We start from the raw sequence: 16,274 nt of genomic DNA, 5'->3' as shown, positions 1-16,274 counted from the left end.
GGTAAATGAGCTCATGGATTTTGATTTTAATTTGATCCTTGTACCTGTCACAGTCATCTTTTTCTTGGTGTGGCTGTTGGATAAATTGGTCTGGAAACAACGACAGACAAAAGGTAAAGGCAATGAAAATGTCATTATCACATGGGCTTATGATTTCTGGCCTGTATTGGCCGTGGTGTTAATTTTACGTTCTTTCTTATATGAACCTTTTAATATTCCATCTGACTCTATGGTTCCAACCCTAGAAACCGGTGATTTTATTGTGGTGAATAAATTTGACTACGGTGTTCGTTTGCCAATTATCAATAAAAAAATTATTGATGTGGGTGAGCCTGAACGTGGTGATGTCATCGTATTTCGCTACCCGCCACAACCAACCATTAGTTACATTAAACGTGTTGTAGGTTTGCCAGGCGATCATATTGTTTATGATCATGGGCAGCTCAGTATTAATGGTCAAAAAGTGGCAAAAGTTCCAGTTGAACTTAGCCGTGAAAAAGATACTTTAGATACGCCTACTGCGATTTATCACAAAGAAACGATGGGTACGCATACATTTACCATGCGTGAACTTGAAGGGGTGAATGTTGCCCGTCAAGCACCATTTATCAACTATGTTGAAAATGGTAAATATTCGACTGAAAATGGTTTATATTGGGAAGTTAAGGTTCCTGAAGGTCACTATTTTGCGATGGGGGATAATCGTGATCAAAGTGCTGACAGTCGTTTCTGGGGTTTTGTACCTGAAGAAAATTTAACTGGACGTGCTTTTTATAAGTGGATGCATAAGGAACCTGGTTTAAAACTACCTTCATTTAGTCGTAATGGTAGTATTGATTAGTCTTACATCAGGAAAATAAAATGAGACATCAACGGGGAACGTCTTATATCGCAATTTTAATTGCGGTGATTGGTTTTGCTTTTTTAGCAAAGGCTTTAATTGCGGTTTGGGGACCGTATGTTGATGACCGCTTGGTTAACAGCGAAATTGAAGCGTTAATGAAGAGTAGTCCTAAAAATATTGCGCCATCTAAATTTGAATCTCAGATGTCTCAGCGTCTAGATATGAATGGTGTGCGTGATTTAAACTTTAAGGATATTGCTCAAGTCACAAATGTAGATGGTCTACAAGTGAAAAAAGATTATGAGATAAGAAAACCTTTCTTATTGAATATTGATATTGTGTTGAAGTTCGAGAAAAGTTTTGATCAAAGCTCAGTCCAAGCTAAATGAAGCTCGTTTAGCAAGTCGTATCGGTTATCAGTTTAAACAACCTGCATTGTTACAACTGGCCTTGACCCACCGATCGGTGAGCCATAAAACCAATTATGAACGTCTAGAATATCTAGGCGACTCATTGTTGGGAATGATAATTGCCAATTATTTGTATCATGCTTATCCGCATGAGAACGAGGGGCGTCTAACGCGTATGCGTGCGACGCTTGTTCGTCAGGAAGCCCTAGGTAAAATCGCCAATGATTTAAAACTGAGCCAAGAATTAATTCTAAGCACAGGTGAATTGAAATCTGGCGGTCATCATCGTGAGTCTATACTGGCGGATACAGTAGAATCGATCATTGGAGCTATCTATGTCGATTGTCAGGATCTCAAAATTTTAGAACCTATTGTTTTGAAATGGTACGTTCCATATTTAGATCATATTGAACCTACTGATCAACTGAAAGACCCTAAATCACGTTTACAAGAGTATTTACAAGCATGTAAAAAACCTCTCCCGGTTTACGAGGTTGTAGATATTCAGGGTGACGCACCAAATCAACATTTCAAAGTGGAATGTACCGTGGTGGGTCTGCCTGTTAAATACGGTGAAGGATCAAGCCGTCGCTTTGCTGAGCAAGCAGTAGCGGCAGAAATCTTAGAAATTTTGGAGAAAAAGTCTTAATGACTACTCATTCCGATCACGTTGATGCTGATCACGAGTCGCAAGGCGACAGTAACGATTTAATTAGCCAGTTCTTTAGTGCACAAGGCACGGAAATTCCGGCAGATTTTAAGAGTGGTTTTGTAGCGATCGTCGGTCGTCCAAACGTAGGTAAGTCGACCTTAATGAACCATATTTTGGGTCAAAAACTTTCGATTACCTCGCGTAAGCCACAAACCACACGTCATAAAATTGTGGGTATTGATTCACGTGAAAAATCTCAGGCAGTATTTGTAGATACTCCAGGGATGCACAAAAAAGAAGTACGTGCCATCAATAAAATGATGAATCGTGCAGCGCACTCAGCACTTCGCGACGTGAATTTAGTTCTGTTTGTAATTGATGCAGACAAATGGACACAGAATGATGATTTGGTCCTTGAAAAGCTAAAAAATGCTGATATGCCTGTGATTCTAGTGATCAATAAAATTGATACGCTAGAAAACAAAAACCATGCATTACCTTTAATACAAGAACGCGCAAAATTGATGAATTTTGCAGAAATTGTTCCAGTTTCAGCACTTCGTGGTGCGAATTTGGATCATTTGCGTAGCACGATTGAAAAATATTTGCCGTTCCAACCGCCGTTGTATTCACTTGAGCAATTAACGGATCGTTCAGAGCGCTTCCTTGCTTCTGAAATTATTCGCGAAAAAATCATGCGTCAATTGGGTGAGGAACTTCCTTATGATTTAACCGTTCAAATTGAATCATTTAAGACGGAAGAAGCAACAGTTAACCCGAAAACGGGTCGTCCTAAAGCTGCATGTACCTATATCGATGCGACTATTTTTGTTGATCGCTCTGGTCAAAAGGCAATTGTGATTGGTGAAAAGGGCGCCAAGCTGAAGAAAATTGGCATGGATGCGCGTGTTGATATGGAAAAAATGTTCGAACAAAAGATCATGCTGACACTTTGGGTAAAAGTTAAAGGTGGTTGGTCTGATGATGAACGTGCATTGAAAAGCTTGGGCTATAGTGATATCTAATCACTAAGCATAGAAACTTTGAGGGAAGAGTAATGATGAAAGTCTTGGCTGTTGTAGCATGTGTTTTGTTTCTACAAGGGTGTATTCATAAGATCGTTACTGTTCCTGTCAAAGTGGCTTATAAGACGACAAAGGGTGTTGTCAAAGGTACAGCAGCAGTTGTAGGTGCGGTCATTCCCGATGGGGATGATGAAAATGAAGAAGAATCTGATAAGAAAAAAAATAAGGATTAACTATTTAAATCATGCGTAATGAAGTACTGCATGGTTATTTAATTCACCATCGTAAATACCGCGAAAAAAGTCACATTGTGCATTTGTTCACACAGGAGCATGGCCGTGTGGATGGCATTTTGCGACAAACTCCGCCACCCCAATACCAACCAATTTGTGTGCAGGCATCGGGTAAGTCTGAACTGAAAAACTTCAGTAAACTAGAAATCGTAAATAAGCCTATATTTTTTTATGGCGATGCGTTTTTTTCTGGTTTTTATTTAAATGAAGTTTTACTTCGACTTTGTCCACTTGAAGTTGAAATGCCGCAAACATTTTTACAATATGCGAAAACGCTTGCGCAATTACAAACGATGTCTGAACAGGCTCAGCCGGATGTATTTTTAAGACAGATTTTAAGGCAGTTTGAGCATGAATTGCTTGAAGAACTCGGTTTTCCTTTAGATTATTCTATGGATGCAAATCAACAGGAAATACAGCCAAATGAACACTATCACTTTCAATTAAATGATGGCTTCCAGCCAATTATAAAACCATCTCGTGCCTCATTGTTGGGGCAACATATTTTAAGTATGTGTAATTATGAAAAGGGTGGGGAATTTAGCCCTGAACAGTTACAATTACTCTCTAAGCTCTATCGACAAATGATCACGTCTCTGTTGGGAGATCGGCCGTTAAAAAGCCGTCAGTTGTGGATTCAAAATTCTCAAATTCAACGTCATTAGGAAATTATTATGGCTGCTTTACTTGGTGTGAATATTGACCATGTGGCTACTTTACGTCAGGCGCGTGGAACGACTTATCCAGATCCTGTGAATGCAGCACTGATTTGTGAGCAAGCTGGTGCAGAAGGCATTACATTGCATTTACGTGAAGATCGTCGTCATATTCAAGATGATGATGTACGTCGTATGCGTCCAGTGCTTAAGACTCATATGAATCTTGAGATGGCTGTGACACCTGAAATGGTGGAATTCGCTAAGGAAATTAAACCGCATTATGTTTGTTTTGTTCCTGAAAAACGTCAGGAAGTGACGACCGAAGGTGGTTTAGATGTTGTGGGGCATTTCGAAGATGTCAAACAAGCAACGCAGGCGCTAGCTGCAATTGGCTGTGAAGTGTCGTTATTTATTGATGCTGATATTGCGCAGATTGATGCCGCAATTGCTTGTGGTGCACCTACTATCGAATTGCATACAGGTGCTTATGCGGATGCTGAAACGGCTGAAGCACAGCAACATGAACTCGAGCGCATTATCGCTGGTGCGGAATATGCTGCTTCTAAAGGCTTAATTGTCAATGCAGGCCATGGTTTAAATTTGGAAAATGTCACTGCGATTGCCAAAATTCCACAAATTCATGAATTGAATATTGGTCATTCTATTATTGCGGATGCAGTGTTTATTGGTTTGGCGCAAGCTGTACAGCAAATGAAAGCTGCAATTAAAGCTGCACGTTAATTTAAGTAAAGTCTATGTCGAATATTGATTACGATGCTCTGATGAAGCCAGTCATTGGCTTCTTGGGCTGTGAAACACCTAAAGCGTGGTTAGATGAAGCGCTGAACAACTTGGATATCCTCATGCAGGATCACGCCAATTGTGAAAAGAAAGCAGCAAGTACAGCAATGAACTTGATGTTTCGCTATAGCTTTTTTTCGGATTTGCAAATAAAGCTTGCGCAACTGGTGCGTGAAGAAATGTTGCATTATGAGCAAGTTTTAGAATTGATGGCGAAGCGTGGTCAAGAGTGGACTGCAATTAGTGCAGGCCGCTATGCAGGTGGTTTGCGTAAAGAAGTTCGCACTTATGAGCCTGAAGCACTGATAGATATATTGGTGATCGGCGCTTTTGTTGAAGCACGCTCTTGCGAGCGTTTTTATGCGCTTGCACCACATGTCGATGAAGAGTTAGGGCGTTACTATCGCTACTTACTGAAATCTGAATCACGTCATTATGAGGATTATCTTGCGCTGGCGATGGATGTTGCAACGACCAATAAGTTGAAAAATCCAAAAGAAGATATTCAAATGCGTATCGAACATATTCGTGAAGTAGAAAAAAACTTGATTAGTTCGCCTGACGAATTATTCCGTTTTCATAGTGGTGTGCCGGCTCAAGCTGCTTAAAGTGTGCTTTTTAGCTTTGTTGGTGAATTAAAAAATCCTCCTTAATGGAGGATTTTTTATACACTTAAAGTAATTAAAAATAAGAATCATTTACAATTACTGGTAGGGAATTTAGAATCAGTAAATTTTTTAATTTTTAGTCATTATGAAACTACAAATCTCTTTACTTGCTTTGGCATTATTTTCTATGGGGCAAGTAAATGCACATTATCCTTATGTTGCACCTTTAAGCTATCAGACGTTTAATAATCATAGTGCAATCGTGTCAGGTTTTTATGACAATCCGTTTGTTTCAGAAATTGCGATTAAAAATTTTAACTTTCATATACATACGCCTTCAGGCGAAAAAATACATTTAAATGATACGGATTGGGCGAAGACTCAGACTTTAAGTAGCTACAGCTTAGAGAACAAGCAAGATGGTACTTATCGCATTCGTGGTATAAAGCAGGGTAGTACGGCACGTTTTGCATTAGATCAAAAGCAGTGGAAAAACTTGATTAATGGCACACGTGATGTGAACAAAGCTGCGAATGCAAATGTTGTTTATAGCGCAGATTTAACCAAGAAAGCACAAATTAAGACGGTTCAAACTGAAGAAATTATTGAAACTTTTGTGTCGCGTCGAGCAACTACAAATGCAGTCGTTCATCATTTACATGATGGGTTTGATGTGCAATTTATCACTCATCCGAATGTTATACAGCAGCATCAGGCTGTACAATTTAAAGTTTTAGATCAAAAGAAATCAATAGCAGACTTGGCTGTTGAAATTTTGGTTCAAACAACTGATTTTAGTCGCGAAGCCAAAGTTTATAAAACATTGAAGACTGACAAAGATGGAATGTTAAATTTTAATATTGCCGATAAAGGTCAATATTTATTAAAAATAGACTATCAACAGCCTTTTGAAAACAAAGGAAATGATTTGAAACGCTATAAATATACGTTGAGTTTTAATGTGATTTAAACAAAAAAAGCCCTTCATGTTGAAGGGCTTTTTTGCATAGAGAATTATGCTTCATTGCTTTCTAAAAAATACATGGATAGGCCGATAATTAGAATTAAGCCAGTTTGGGTAAAAAAGGCTTTATTAAAACCATCATAATATTGCTGAGCATAGCCTGCAATAATTAAATAGCCACTGAGATAAAGTAAGCGATAGTAGCGATTTTCAAAACAATAACAGACACTGGCAAAGCATAGAATTAAGCAGCCAATCACCATATATTGGATATCCCAAATGATTGTGTTTATGGCGAAGAGCAACGCTGCGAGGCCGCCTATTGTTAAATTTCGAAGGCTTTCAAAACCTTGATAAACATGTATGAGAGCAAAGATAAATAGCGGTAAAAGTGCAAGTAGATATTTGAACTTCACACTGCCTTGTTCATTAAGCATAAAACTTTGTTGTTGCTCAACAATAGGGTTTGTGCTGAATGTTAATCTTAACCACTGTATGCTTAAGTGCTCAGGAATATTGCCTTTTACAATGAATTTGAGTGTGGCATTCGGCGGAATAATATAATTTTCTTGAAAGTGATGGCCGTAGAAAATCCAAGACTTATTGGTATTTAAGGTGTGATACTCAGTTTTTTCTTTGGTAGAAATATGGAAAATTTGACCTTCTGCATGCAGTCCGGCTTTCATACAAGGGCTTTCGTTGTTGTCTAAAATACAAATGGGTAAGACAGCAATTTCAAGGTCTTTTCGTGTTTGTTGTTGACCAGCGAAGTCGATGTAAACATAAAGTTGATCAGTTTGGTTTTGCAGGGAAATAGCTGGGCTAGACCAAAACGCACCAGCAGTCATCTGTTCTAATGCAGGATTAGACTCATCGAAACTAAAATTATCATCACTAATTTGTACAGCTGGAATTTGCCATTGCTGATTGCTATTAATCAGTGAGTTGGTCTCGCTCTCGTATAAGCTTGGCGGTGTAGCAAGGTGTTGTTCAATTTCACTTTTAGGTGTGCAACTCACCAAATATATTGCGAAAGGGCAAAATAGAATAATCAGAAAAATGAATGCAGTGAGATATTGTTTAAGCGCTCGCTTATTTGATTCGGCATCAACGTGTATGAACATTTTTATTCTAATGACTATGATTTGCAGAGTATAAATTAGTCTGCAAATAAATCTATCACTAAATTTAAGGCATTAAAAAAGCCCATTTAAAAATGGGCTTTAGAATTTGGCTCTCCAACCTGGGCTCGAACCAGGGACCTGCGGATTAACAGTCCGTCGCTCTACCGACTGAGCTATTGGAGAATCTGAATGCGATTATAAGCAGATTTACAGGGGGGTCAAGTTAAAAATATTCATAAAGACAGAATTGGTGATTGAGTGTTTCTTATTTGAACAAAAAAACTAAATTTTAAGAAAAATGGCTTTTGATGCTTGCAAAGAAAAAAATCAGTTGTTAGTCTGAATCTAACAACAGAGCGTTTAAGCCTAAGCTTAAACAGTGTGGATTTAAACCCAACTTGCCAGCACTAAAATGGCTAAACAGGAGAAAGCGAATGAATACGCTTACTATTTCTCAAATTTTCTCAAACTTTTCTTTCTATCAAGAAAACTATCTTTCAATTATTGCTGATCACAATCAATATCAAACACCCGTGGAAGGTTCGTATGTGAACGTCTGGCCATTAGGCTTACGTGAGTTGGTTTTGGGCGATCTACTGCAATTGTGGTTTAGTGAAAAATGGTTAGTGAATTCACCATGTCATTTACGCTTTGAGCACAAAGACGATGGTCGACGTATTCCTCTACAACGTGATCATGACTTGTATTTGTTTCAACTTGCGGGTAGTGCGCTTTCTGGGTCTAATCGATCTAAAGTGTGGTCGATTTCAGAGCAAAAAGTGCTTACGGTTGAGCTTGATAGCGCATTGAAATATTACTGCTTCCAAAAGGGTAGTAATCGAATTGATTTAACTAAAACTCAACTGTTACGTGCTTTACATTCAGCAATTTAATGCGCATATAGGTGTTTATATTTAAATATTGCTCGCATAAATATGCGAGCAAATGAAACTTTAAGCACGGATAATCATGCATGTCGCTGTTGCATGAGCATATATCTTTCCATTGCTATCCATAATTCTGCCTTCTGAAATTGCTAAATTTTTGCTGATATTAATTAAATGGCCTATTGCGGTTAAATCTTGATTTTTAGGGATAGGTCTACACATTTTTATATTGAGATCAATGGTGCCATAGCCTATACCAGCTTCTAATGCTGAGTGTACGACACACCCTGTAACTGTATCTAAGACTGTTGCTGCAAAGCCACCATGCACACCACCAAGTGGATTTAAATGGCGCTGATCGGCTTTTACAACAAACTCTACATTACCTTGTTCAATCTTTTTGGGTTGCATTGGAATAATTTCACTAATGCTTGCAGGTGGAATTTGGCCTTGCATCATTGCCTTTAAAATTTCGAGTCCAGTCATTTCTTTGATGTTCATTGGTATATCTCTGGATAGGTTAGTTTTGTGGTTGTTTTGGGTTCTAAAATGGAACTTATTTAATTAACATAGCTGAAAACGTAAAAAGAATGCAAACCAAAGATTTGAATATGAAGGTTAGTTTTAGGTTTTATCGTTTGGCTTTTAATATTTAAGTCGATTTGAAGGAAGTCAAATGGGCTGGATGAGCTTTGTTATTTAGTTTGAACCGCGAAAAAAATTGATCAAAAGCGTGTTGAAGTGAAGCGTATTAATTTATTCTTTTGATGAGTATAAAAAACCCGCGATATTCGCGGGTTTTTTAAATCTAGCTTTTTAAAAGCAGATTATTTTTCAGCAGCAATGGAAGCAATCGCAGCGTCAACGCCTTCGATTGAATCAGCAGCTTTTTTGATACGAGCAAGCGCATCAACAAGCACTTCGTCAGCAGTTGCATATGAAATACGCATGTAGCCACCAAGACCGAACGCATCACCAGGAACAACTGCAACACCAGTTTCTTCCAATAACCATGCAGAGAATTCTGTGCAAGATTTTAAACCTTTCGCACGAATCAATGGGCGAATGTTTGCATATGCATAGAATGCACCATCAGCTGGAAGGCAAGTAATACCGTTGATGTCGTTCAAACCTTTTACAACTAAGTCGTGACGACGTTTGAATGCTTCAATCATTGGCTCAAGAACGTCTTGAGGGCCATTTAATGCAGCTTCTGCAGCAACTTGTGAAATAGAAGTTGGGTTTGAAGTTGATTGAGATTGGATTTTTTTCATCGCACCGATCAGTTTTGCAGGACCCGCTGCATAGCCAATACGCCAGCCAGTCATTGCATAAGCTTTAGATACACCGTTAAGAACGATCACACGGTCGTAAAGGTCTGGTGCAACAGTTGCGATGTTGTAGAATTCGTCGTCCCAACGGATTGGTTCGTACATATCATCAGAAGCAACAAGAACTTCAGGGTATTTACGAAGTACGTCAGCTAAAGCTTCTAATTCAGCTTTAGTGTAGATCATACCTGTTGGATTTGAAGGGCTGTTTAATACTACTAAACGAGTTTTGTCAGTAATTGCAGCTTCTAATTGAGCAGGAGTGATTTTGAAACGTTGTTCTTCACCACATTTTACAATTACAGGCACGCCTTCAGCGATAATCACCATGTCAGGGTAGCTTACCCAGTAAGGTGCAGGAATAATTACTTCATCACCTTTGTTTAACAAAGCAAGTGCCAAGTTAAAGAAAGATTGTTTACCACCACAAGAAACCAAGATTTGGTTCGCAGCGTATTCAAGATTATTGTCACGTTTTAATTTAGCAATAATTGCTTTTTTAAGACCTGGAGTACCGTCAACAGCTGTATATTTGGTGAAGCCATTGTTGATAGCAGCAATTGCAGCATCTTTGATGTGTTGTGGGGTATCGAAATCCGGTTCACCTGCGCCTAAACCAATTACGTTTTTACCAGCAGCTTTAAGTTCAGCAGCTTTGTTAGTAACAGCAAGTGTAGGGGACGGTTTGATGCTATTTACACGATCAGACAGACGTACGTCCACGGCAGTATTCCTTCTTATAGGGATTAAAAAATAAAAAAGCACACTATCTTAGCTTAATTGCACCGTAATGGGGAGCGAAAAAAGCACCAATATGCAAAAAATTAGCGGATTCATTAAAAAGATTTACAAAGTTTAATTTAGATACGCAGGTGATTTATTTTATTCAAATTATTGCAATATTTATTTAAAAAGAAAGTAATCGTTCGGATATAACAAAAAAGGCCATCAAAGTAGATGGCCTTCATTTTATCTATTTAAAAATAATGCTTTGATTATTGAACGAAGCGAGATAGGTCTTCATCAGGGCGAGCAGTAAGCACTTCTACACCATTTTTTGTTACAAGTAGTGTGTGTTCATACTGTGCTGACAAGCTATGATCTTTAGTGACCACAGTCCATTTATCGCCAAGAAGTTTAGTTTTCCAGTCACCACCATTGACCATTGGTTCAATCGTGAATGTCATACCTTCTTCTAAGATCATGCCAGTATTTGGTTGACCGTAATGAAGCACTTGAGGTTCATCATGGAAGACTGTGCCAATACCATGACCACAGTATTCACGGACAACACCAAAACGCTCAGATTCAACATATTGTTGAATGGCATTACCAATATCACCCATGGTTGCACCAGGTTTCACTACAGCCATACCGCGGTACATTGCTTCCTGCGCAACTTTACATAAACGGTTGGCTAAAATAGATGTTTCACCGCCTACGATGTACATCATGTTCGTGTCACCGTGGTAGCCATCTTTAATTACGGTTACATCAATATTGAGGATGTCGCCTTTTTTTAATTTTTTAGCGTCAGATGGAATACCATGACACACCACATGGTTCACTGATGTACAGATTACATGTTGGAATGCAGGACGACCAGGTGCTGCACCATAGCCTAAGCAAGCTGGAATAGCTTCTTGTTTATTAACGATATAGTCATGACAAATCGTATCAAGTTCAAGGGTAGTCACACCTGGAACAATATGCGGTTTGATCATATCCAAAACTTCAGCTGCCAACCGACCTGCCACACGCATTTTTTCTATTTCGTCTGGAGTTTTAATTAAACGGCGTGGAGCTTCGTAAGTACTGTTCATGATCTCTAAAAACTTTTGGAAATTTGTATGTGACTATGGTATAAATAGCCGCCCATTTTATCAAATGCTTTTTCGTGAATAAATTTCGCGGGCTTTGTGCGATGGGGCAATAAAATCCGCACATATATCGACACATTTCTCTGGGTGCCTTTTTAGGTGGAGAATGCGGGTATATGGAGGCCTAACCCAAACTTTAAGGTAAAGAAAATGGCAGATTACAACGTAAGCATGCGCGACCTTCTTCAAGCAGGCGCTCACTTCGGTCACCAAACACGTTTTTGGAATCCAAAAATGCGCGAGTACATCTTCGGTGCGCGCAACAAAATTCACATCATCAACCTTGAGCACACTGTTCCTGCGTTAAATGATGCTTTGAACTTTGCTAACAACTTGGCTAGCAAAAAGAACAAAGTTTTGTTCGTTGGTACTAAACGTGCAGCTTCTGCAATCATCCGTGAACAAGCTCAACGCGCTGGCCAACCATATGTTGATCACCGTTGGTTAGGTGGTATGTTGACTAACTGGAAAACTCTTCGTCAGTCAATCAACCGTCTAAAAGACCTTCAAACTCAATCTCAAGATGGCACTTTTGCTAAGCTTACTAAACGTGAAGCTTTAGAACGTACTCGTGAGATGGAAAAACTTGAACGCGGTCTTGGCGGCGTTAAAAACATGGGTGGTTTACCTGACGCATTATTCGTAATCGACGTTGATCACGAAGCAATTGCAATTAAAGAAGCTAAAAACCTTGGTATTCCTGTAATCGGTATCGTTGATACAAACTCTAACCCAGACAACGTAGACTACGTTATCCCTGGTAACGACGATGCGATCCGTGCAGTTACTTTGTATGCTTCTGCTATGGCTGATGCGATTCTTGCTGGTAAAGAATATGCTCAATCACAAGCAAATGCACAAGCTAAAGTTGAAGAAGCTAAAGAAGCTCCTGAGGCTTAATGCGTTTGACGCAAGCTTGTCATTTTTGCGACATGTGATGGTGGCAAAGTAAGCGTCATGTATGCAGACGGCCCAAGAGATAGCTCTGGGCCGTTTCTGTTCTAAAAAGAATTCATTTTCTACCCTATTTAGGAGATTAACATGACTGCAGTTACAGCAAGCATGGTTAAAGAATTGCGTGATCGTACTGGTCTTGCAATGATGGAATGTAAAAAAGCATTGACAGAAGCGGGCGGTGACATCGAATTAGCGATTGATAACCTTCGTAAATCTGGTCAAGCTAAAGCTGCTAAAAAAGCGGGTAACATTGCTGCTGATGGCGCGATCACTATCGCTCAAGAAGGTAACAAAGCAATCCTTTTAGAAGTAAACTGCCAAACTGACTTCGTTGCTAAAGACGAAAACTTTGCTGGTTTCTCTGCTAAAGTTGCTGCTGCTGCTCTTGCTGCTGGCGTAACTGATGCTGCTCAAATCGCTGAATTAAAACTTGAAGATGGCGCTACAGTTGAAGAAACTCGTATTGCTCTTGTTCAAAAAATCGGTGAAAACATCCAAGTACGTCGCGCTAAAATCGTTGAAGGCGACAACCTTGCTGTTTACAAACACGGTCTTAAAATCGGTGTTGTTGTTTCTTACGCAGGTGATGCTGCAACTGGTAAAGGCTTGGCAATGCACATTGCTGCGTTCAACCCAGTAGCTGTAAACGAAGCGGGTGTTTCTGCTGACCTTATCGCTAAAGAAAAAGAAATTGCTGAAGCTAAAGCTTTAGAATCTGGCAAACCTGCTAACATCGTTGAAAAAATGGTGACTGGTTCTGTTCAGAAATACTTGAACGAAGTTGTTCTTGAGAACCAAATGTACGTTATCGATAACGATAAGAAAGTTGCAGACGTTCTTAAATCAACTGGTACAACTGTAGCTCAATTCGTTCGTTTCGAAGTGGGTGAAGGTATTGAGAAAAAAGCTGAACTTTCTTTCGCTGAAGAAGTTGCTGCTGCTCAAGCTGCTGCAAAATAATTCCGATTATTTGCAAAAAAAGTCCTCATTTGAGGACTTTTTTTTATTTCAATTTTTTCGGAAACTCATCTAACCAGTTTAATTGCCAAAGTAAAACTATAAAGAATTGTAGATAAACTGGTGATTGATTAATTTTCAAAGATATACTTAGCGACAAATATTGAATTAATTGATGTTATGGCGAATAAAACAAATCTAACCATTGGCGGCGTTATTGTTGCATTAGTTGCTGCTTATTATGGCATTGATCTGCAACAACAAAAAACTGAGAATGTGCAGGCGACAGTACATGACACGCCAAAAGCTTCAACTGACGTAACAACGCAGCAGATTGAAGAAAAAGTTACTCACGGCACTGAACTAATAGCGCAAGCATATAGCAAGAAACTGAGCAATGTTCAGGTTGAGGGTTCAGGCAAAGTCATTGCGGTACTGCGTGATGATAATGAGGGTAGTCGACATCAGAAATTTCTTTTGGAATTATCAAATAGGCAGACCTTATTGGTCGCACATAATATTGATTTAGCACCACGCATTGACTCTTTAAACAAAGGCGATACAGTACAATTTTATGGTGAGTATGAATATTCTGATAAAGGTGGTGTGATGCATTGGACGCATCATGATCCTAACGGTCGCCATGCAGATGGTTGGTTAAAGCATAACGGGAAAACATATCAATAATAACGACTAATCATTTTCACAATAGTTCTGATATTGGTTGCAGTGTTTAATCGTCATTTTTTGAAAGTGGTTATAAAATAAAAACTAACAAGAGAGCAATTTTGTTCTATGCAGCTCGAATTTAGACGTTAAAGTAAAATGTTGATGATCTGGAATCGGTTATGCAAGAGAAAGAAGCACATGAATTTGTCGATTATTGGCATATTCAAGAATTAGGCGGGCTTGAGCTCCTGAAAGCATCTTATCAGGAAACCGAATTTTCCAAACATACCCATGAAGGTTATTGTATCGGTTTAATTGATGAAGGGGCGCAATCGTTCTTGCGAACTGGTAATTAGCATATTGCACCCAAAGGTGACATTATTTTGGTGAATGCAGATGAGGTACATACTGGTTCATCTGCAGTTGATTCAGGCTGGTGCTACCGTGCAATTTACCCAACCCCTGAAATGATGGCTGAGATCAGTACGGATTTTTTTAAAAGGACGTGGAGTGCTCCGTGGTTCCCGCAAGCAGTTGTGCATGATGAAGGTCTGGCAATCCAATTAAATTTGTTATTTGACTTATTGATTCAACCACAAAATACATTATTTAAAGAAAGCTTATTTTTATCGACCTTGGCTTATTTACTCAGTCGTCATGCAAAGACAAAACCAACATTACAAAATCTGCCAGAAGCACAAAGAAAGATACAGCTTATTCAAGATATCTTAGCAAATGAGCCAGAAAAAGATCACCAATTATTTGATCTTGCAGCTATTGTAGGATTGAGTCCTTGGCATTTATTGCGACAATTCAAAAAATATACGGGCTTGCCACCGCATGCATGGTTGGTGCAATGCCGCTTACATAAATCTTTAAAATTATTAAAAACTGGTCAAGATATCGCGCTTACAGCACAATTATGTGGCTTTTCAGATCAAAGTCATTTTAATCGACATTTTAAAAAAGCCCTTGGTGGTACCCCTGCACAATACATGCTGAATCATTAAGAAGGTTTATCTTAGATTTTTTATAAAATGTTAGGTTTAAAAACAATTACAAGAAATACTCGTCTTAGAAAAAATACTTAAAAGCTTTAACTCAGCAATTTTGTTCAAGTCTTAATACTAAAGCTCATTTTAAAGTATTTGCACACGTATAGAGATGCAATATTTAAAATGAAATACGACACAAATCAGCTCACACCAAATAGAGCCCCTTTGGGCTTTTGGAAAGGGGCGCTGGATATGTTGCCCTTATCATTTGCCGTTATTCCTTGGGGGATATTGGCAGGATCGGTCGCAATCAATACGGGTTTAAGTGTTATGCAGGCACTTGGCATGTCAGTTTTGGTGTTTGCGGGTGCAGCCCAATTGGTGAGTTTGAGTATGCTGTCAGCAGGTGCATCTATCTTAAGTATTGTGCTGACAATATTTTTCTTAACCAGTCAGCATTTTATTTATGCGTTGCAACTTAGGCATCACGCTCTAAAGCTGCCATTCTTTAAGCGAGTACTGTTGGGTTTTTTCCTGACGGATGAATTGTATGCAACAGCAGTGCTGCGTGAACCAGATTATTCTTACCGTTATTTGATTGGTGCGGGTTTTAGCTTTTATATAAGTTGGGTGGCTTTTAGTGCTGTTGGGATTTACTTAGCCAGAATCGTTCCGGACTTATCCGTGTTGCATTTGGAATTCTCCATTGTGGTTATTTTTATTGTTATGGCTATTTTGGTGATGAGAGATCATTTAGCAATCATAGGAATGACAATTTCTGCATTACTCGCAGTATTTTTTAGTTGGCTTAATTTTGATGCCGCAATCTTAGCAGCGGGTATGATTGGCATGGCAATTACAGCAATGTTGGATATTATGCGGAGCAAGTCATGAGTTGGTACTTATTGTTTGTGTTGACCGCTGTCACTTTTTTTAATCGCTATGTATTTCTTGAACCTAAAACCACGATTCGCATGCCAAACTTTGCCTTGTATATGTTGAAATATGCTGCACCTTGCTTAATGATTTCAATTGTTAGTCCTGTGATTTTTTTTGAACAGGGTGAGTGGAAAGGGGTATGGGCCAATAGCTATTTTTATGGCGCACTATTGACCATTCTTATCACGTGTATAACTCGAAAATTACTTTTAAGTATTAGTTTAAGTTTGGTGCTTTTCTATTTTTATATTTACGTGGTTTTATTCTAAATAGTATTGA

At 38.8% G+C, this 16,274-nt stretch carries 19 protein-coding genes, 1 tRNA gene and 1 pseudogene; 16 read left to right on the top strand and 5 right to left on the bottom strand.

All coding sequences use genetic code 11. The annotated features are described in order from the left end of the window. Positions 1-13: 13 nt before the first annotated feature. The 9 genes from lepB (at position 14) to A9J31_RS10130 (ending at position 6,262) form a co-directional block, all read left to right on the top strand. Positions 14-841 carry a signal peptidase I gene (lepB, locus tag A9J31_RS10170; protein WP_067765148.1) on the top strand — a complete coding sequence of 276 codons (828 nt, stop codon included), beginning with the start codon at positions 14-16 and terminating at the stop codon, positions 839-841. Between the two features lie 20 nt (positions 842-861). Further along, entirely contained in the window at positions 862-1,233 is a 372-nt protein-coding gene (locus A9J31_RS10165; RefSeq protein ID WP_067765145.1) for a DUF4845 domain-containing protein, read from the top strand. After that, positions 1,205-1,903 (top strand): ribonuclease III, encoded by a 699-nt coding sequence (gene rnc / locus A9J31_RS10160; RefSeq protein WP_067765142.1) that lies wholly within the window; start codon positions 1,205-1,207, stop codon positions 1,901-1,903. The genes A9J31_RS10165 and rnc overlap by 29 nt, the downstream gene beginning before the upstream one ends. Then, positions 1,903-2,931 (top strand): GTPase Era, encoded by a 1,029-nt coding sequence (gene era, locus A9J31_RS10155; RefSeq protein ID WP_067765139.1) that lies wholly within the window; start codon positions 1,903-1,905, stop codon positions 2,929-2,931. Before rnc ends, era begins: the two co-directional genes overlap by 1 nt. A 32-nt stretch (positions 2,932-2,963) precedes the next feature. Next, complete coding sequence (locus A9J31_RS10150; RefSeq protein ID WP_067765136.1) at positions 2,964-3,164, top strand: NF038104 family lipoprotein; 201 nt, start codon at positions 2,964-2,966, stop codon at positions 3,162-3,164. Between the two features lie 8 nt (positions 3,165-3,172). Next, positions 3,173-3,889 (top strand): DNA repair protein RecO, encoded by a 717-nt coding sequence (recO, locus tag A9J31_RS10145; RefSeq protein ID WP_171256693.1) that lies wholly within the window; start codon positions 3,173-3,175, stop codon positions 3,887-3,889. A 9-nt stretch (positions 3,890-3,898) separates the two neighbouring features. Beyond that, entirely contained in the window at positions 3,899-4,624 is a 726-nt protein-coding gene (gene pdxJ, locus A9J31_RS10140) for a pyridoxine 5'-phosphate synthase (protein WP_067765130.1), read from the top strand. Between the two features lie 14 nt (positions 4,625-4,638). Then, positions 4,639-5,292 carry a MiaE family protein gene (locus A9J31_RS10135; protein ID WP_067765127.1) on the top strand — a complete coding sequence of 218 codons (654 nt, stop codon included), beginning with the start codon at positions 4,639-4,641 and terminating at the stop codon, positions 5,290-5,292. 145 nt (positions 5,293-5,437) lie between these two features. Next, positions 5,438-6,262: a DUF4198 domain-containing protein gene (locus A9J31_RS10130; RefSeq protein WP_067765124.1), complete on the top strand. Its 825-nt coding sequence runs from the start codon at positions 5,438-5,440 to the stop codon at positions 6,260-6,262. Between the two features lie 44 nt (positions 6,263-6,306). Here A9J31_RS10130 and A9J31_RS10125 read toward each other — a convergent pair whose 3' ends face one another. Together A9J31_RS10125 and A9J31_RS10120 are read right to left on the bottom strand one after the other, a co-directional pair. Beyond that, positions 6,307-7,380, bottom strand: a complete 1,074-nt coding sequence (locus tag A9J31_RS10125) for a hypothetical protein (RefSeq protein WP_067765120.1) — start codon at positions 7,378-7,380, stop codon at positions 6,307-6,309. Between the two features lie 107 nt (positions 7,381-7,487). Further along, a tRNA-Asn gene (locus A9J31_RS10120) sits at positions 7,488-7,563 on the bottom strand. Positions 7,564-7,814: 251 nt separating this feature from the next. Here A9J31_RS10120 and A9J31_RS10115 point away from each other — a divergent pair. Further along, entirely contained in the window at positions 7,815-8,273 is a 459-nt protein-coding gene (locus A9J31_RS10115; protein ID WP_067765117.1) for a hypothetical protein, read from the top strand. A gap of 60 nt (positions 8,274-8,333) precedes the next feature. Here the strand turns inward: A9J31_RS10115 and A9J31_RS10110 are convergent, their stop codons facing one another. From A9J31_RS10110 to map, 3 genes are all read right to left on the bottom strand, one after another. Further along, positions 8,334-8,768 carry a PaaI family thioesterase gene (locus A9J31_RS10110; protein WP_067765114.1) on the bottom strand — a complete coding sequence of 145 codons (435 nt, stop codon included), beginning with the start codon at positions 8,766-8,768 and terminating at the stop codon, positions 8,334-8,336. Positions 8,769-9,094: 326 nt separating this feature from the next. After that, complete coding sequence (locus A9J31_RS10105; protein ID WP_067765111.1) at positions 9,095-10,321, bottom strand: pyridoxal phosphate-dependent aminotransferase; 1,227 nt, start codon at positions 10,319-10,321, stop codon at positions 9,095-9,097. Positions 10,322-10,593: 272 nt separating this feature from the next. Then, positions 10,594-11,421, bottom strand: coding sequence for a type I methionyl aminopeptidase (map, locus tag A9J31_RS10100; protein WP_067765108.1), 828 nt, complete (start codon positions 11,419-11,421; stop codon positions 10,594-10,596). A gap of 207 nt (positions 11,422-11,628) precedes the next feature. On the opposite strand from map, the gene rpsB reads away from it, so the two are divergent. The 6 genes and pseudogenes from rpsB (at position 11,629) to A9J31_RS10070 (ending at position 16,264) form a co-directional block, all read left to right on the top strand. Beyond that, on the top strand, positions 11,629-12,378 hold the full coding sequence (gene rpsB, locus A9J31_RS10095) for a 30S ribosomal protein S2 (protein WP_067765106.1): 750 nt from the start codon (positions 11,629-11,631) through the stop codon (positions 12,376-12,378). Positions 12,379-12,519: 141 nt separating this feature from the next. After that, entirely contained in the window at positions 12,520-13,395 is an 876-nt protein-coding gene (tsf, locus tag A9J31_RS10090) for a translation elongation factor Ts (protein WP_067765103.1), read from the top strand. 177 nt (positions 13,396-13,572) lie between these two features. Beyond that, positions 13,573-14,079 (top strand): DUF3465 domain-containing protein, encoded by a 507-nt coding sequence (locus A9J31_RS10085; protein WP_067765099.1) that lies wholly within the window; start codon positions 13,573-13,575, stop codon positions 14,077-14,079. A gap of 161 nt (positions 14,080-14,240) precedes the next feature. Next, positions 14,241-15,071 (top strand): annotated as a pseudogene (locus tag A9J31_RS10080) (AraC family transcriptional regulator). A gap of 237 nt (positions 15,072-15,308) precedes the next feature. Continuing rightward, positions 15,309-15,950 carry an AzlC family ABC transporter permease gene (locus tag A9J31_RS10075; protein WP_245668225.1) on the top strand — a complete coding sequence of 214 codons (642 nt, stop codon included), beginning with the start codon at positions 15,309-15,311 and terminating at the stop codon, positions 15,948-15,950. Then, positions 15,947-16,264 carry an AzlD domain-containing protein gene (locus A9J31_RS10070; protein WP_067765093.1) on the top strand — a complete coding sequence of 106 codons (318 nt, stop codon included), beginning with the start codon at positions 15,947-15,949 and terminating at the stop codon, positions 16,262-16,264. The genes A9J31_RS10075 and A9J31_RS10070 overlap by 4 nt, the downstream gene beginning before the upstream one ends. The last annotated feature ends 10 nt before the right edge of the window (positions 16,265-16,274 follow it).

This window comes from Acinetobacter gandensis (genome assembly GCF_001678755.1).
GTDB lineage: Bacteria > Pseudomonadota > Gammaproteobacteria > Pseudomonadales > Moraxellaceae > Acinetobacter > Acinetobacter gandensis.
The sequence above is the reverse complement of the archived record's forward strand: the minus strand, read 5'-3'. Positions and strand labels throughout refer to the sequence as shown.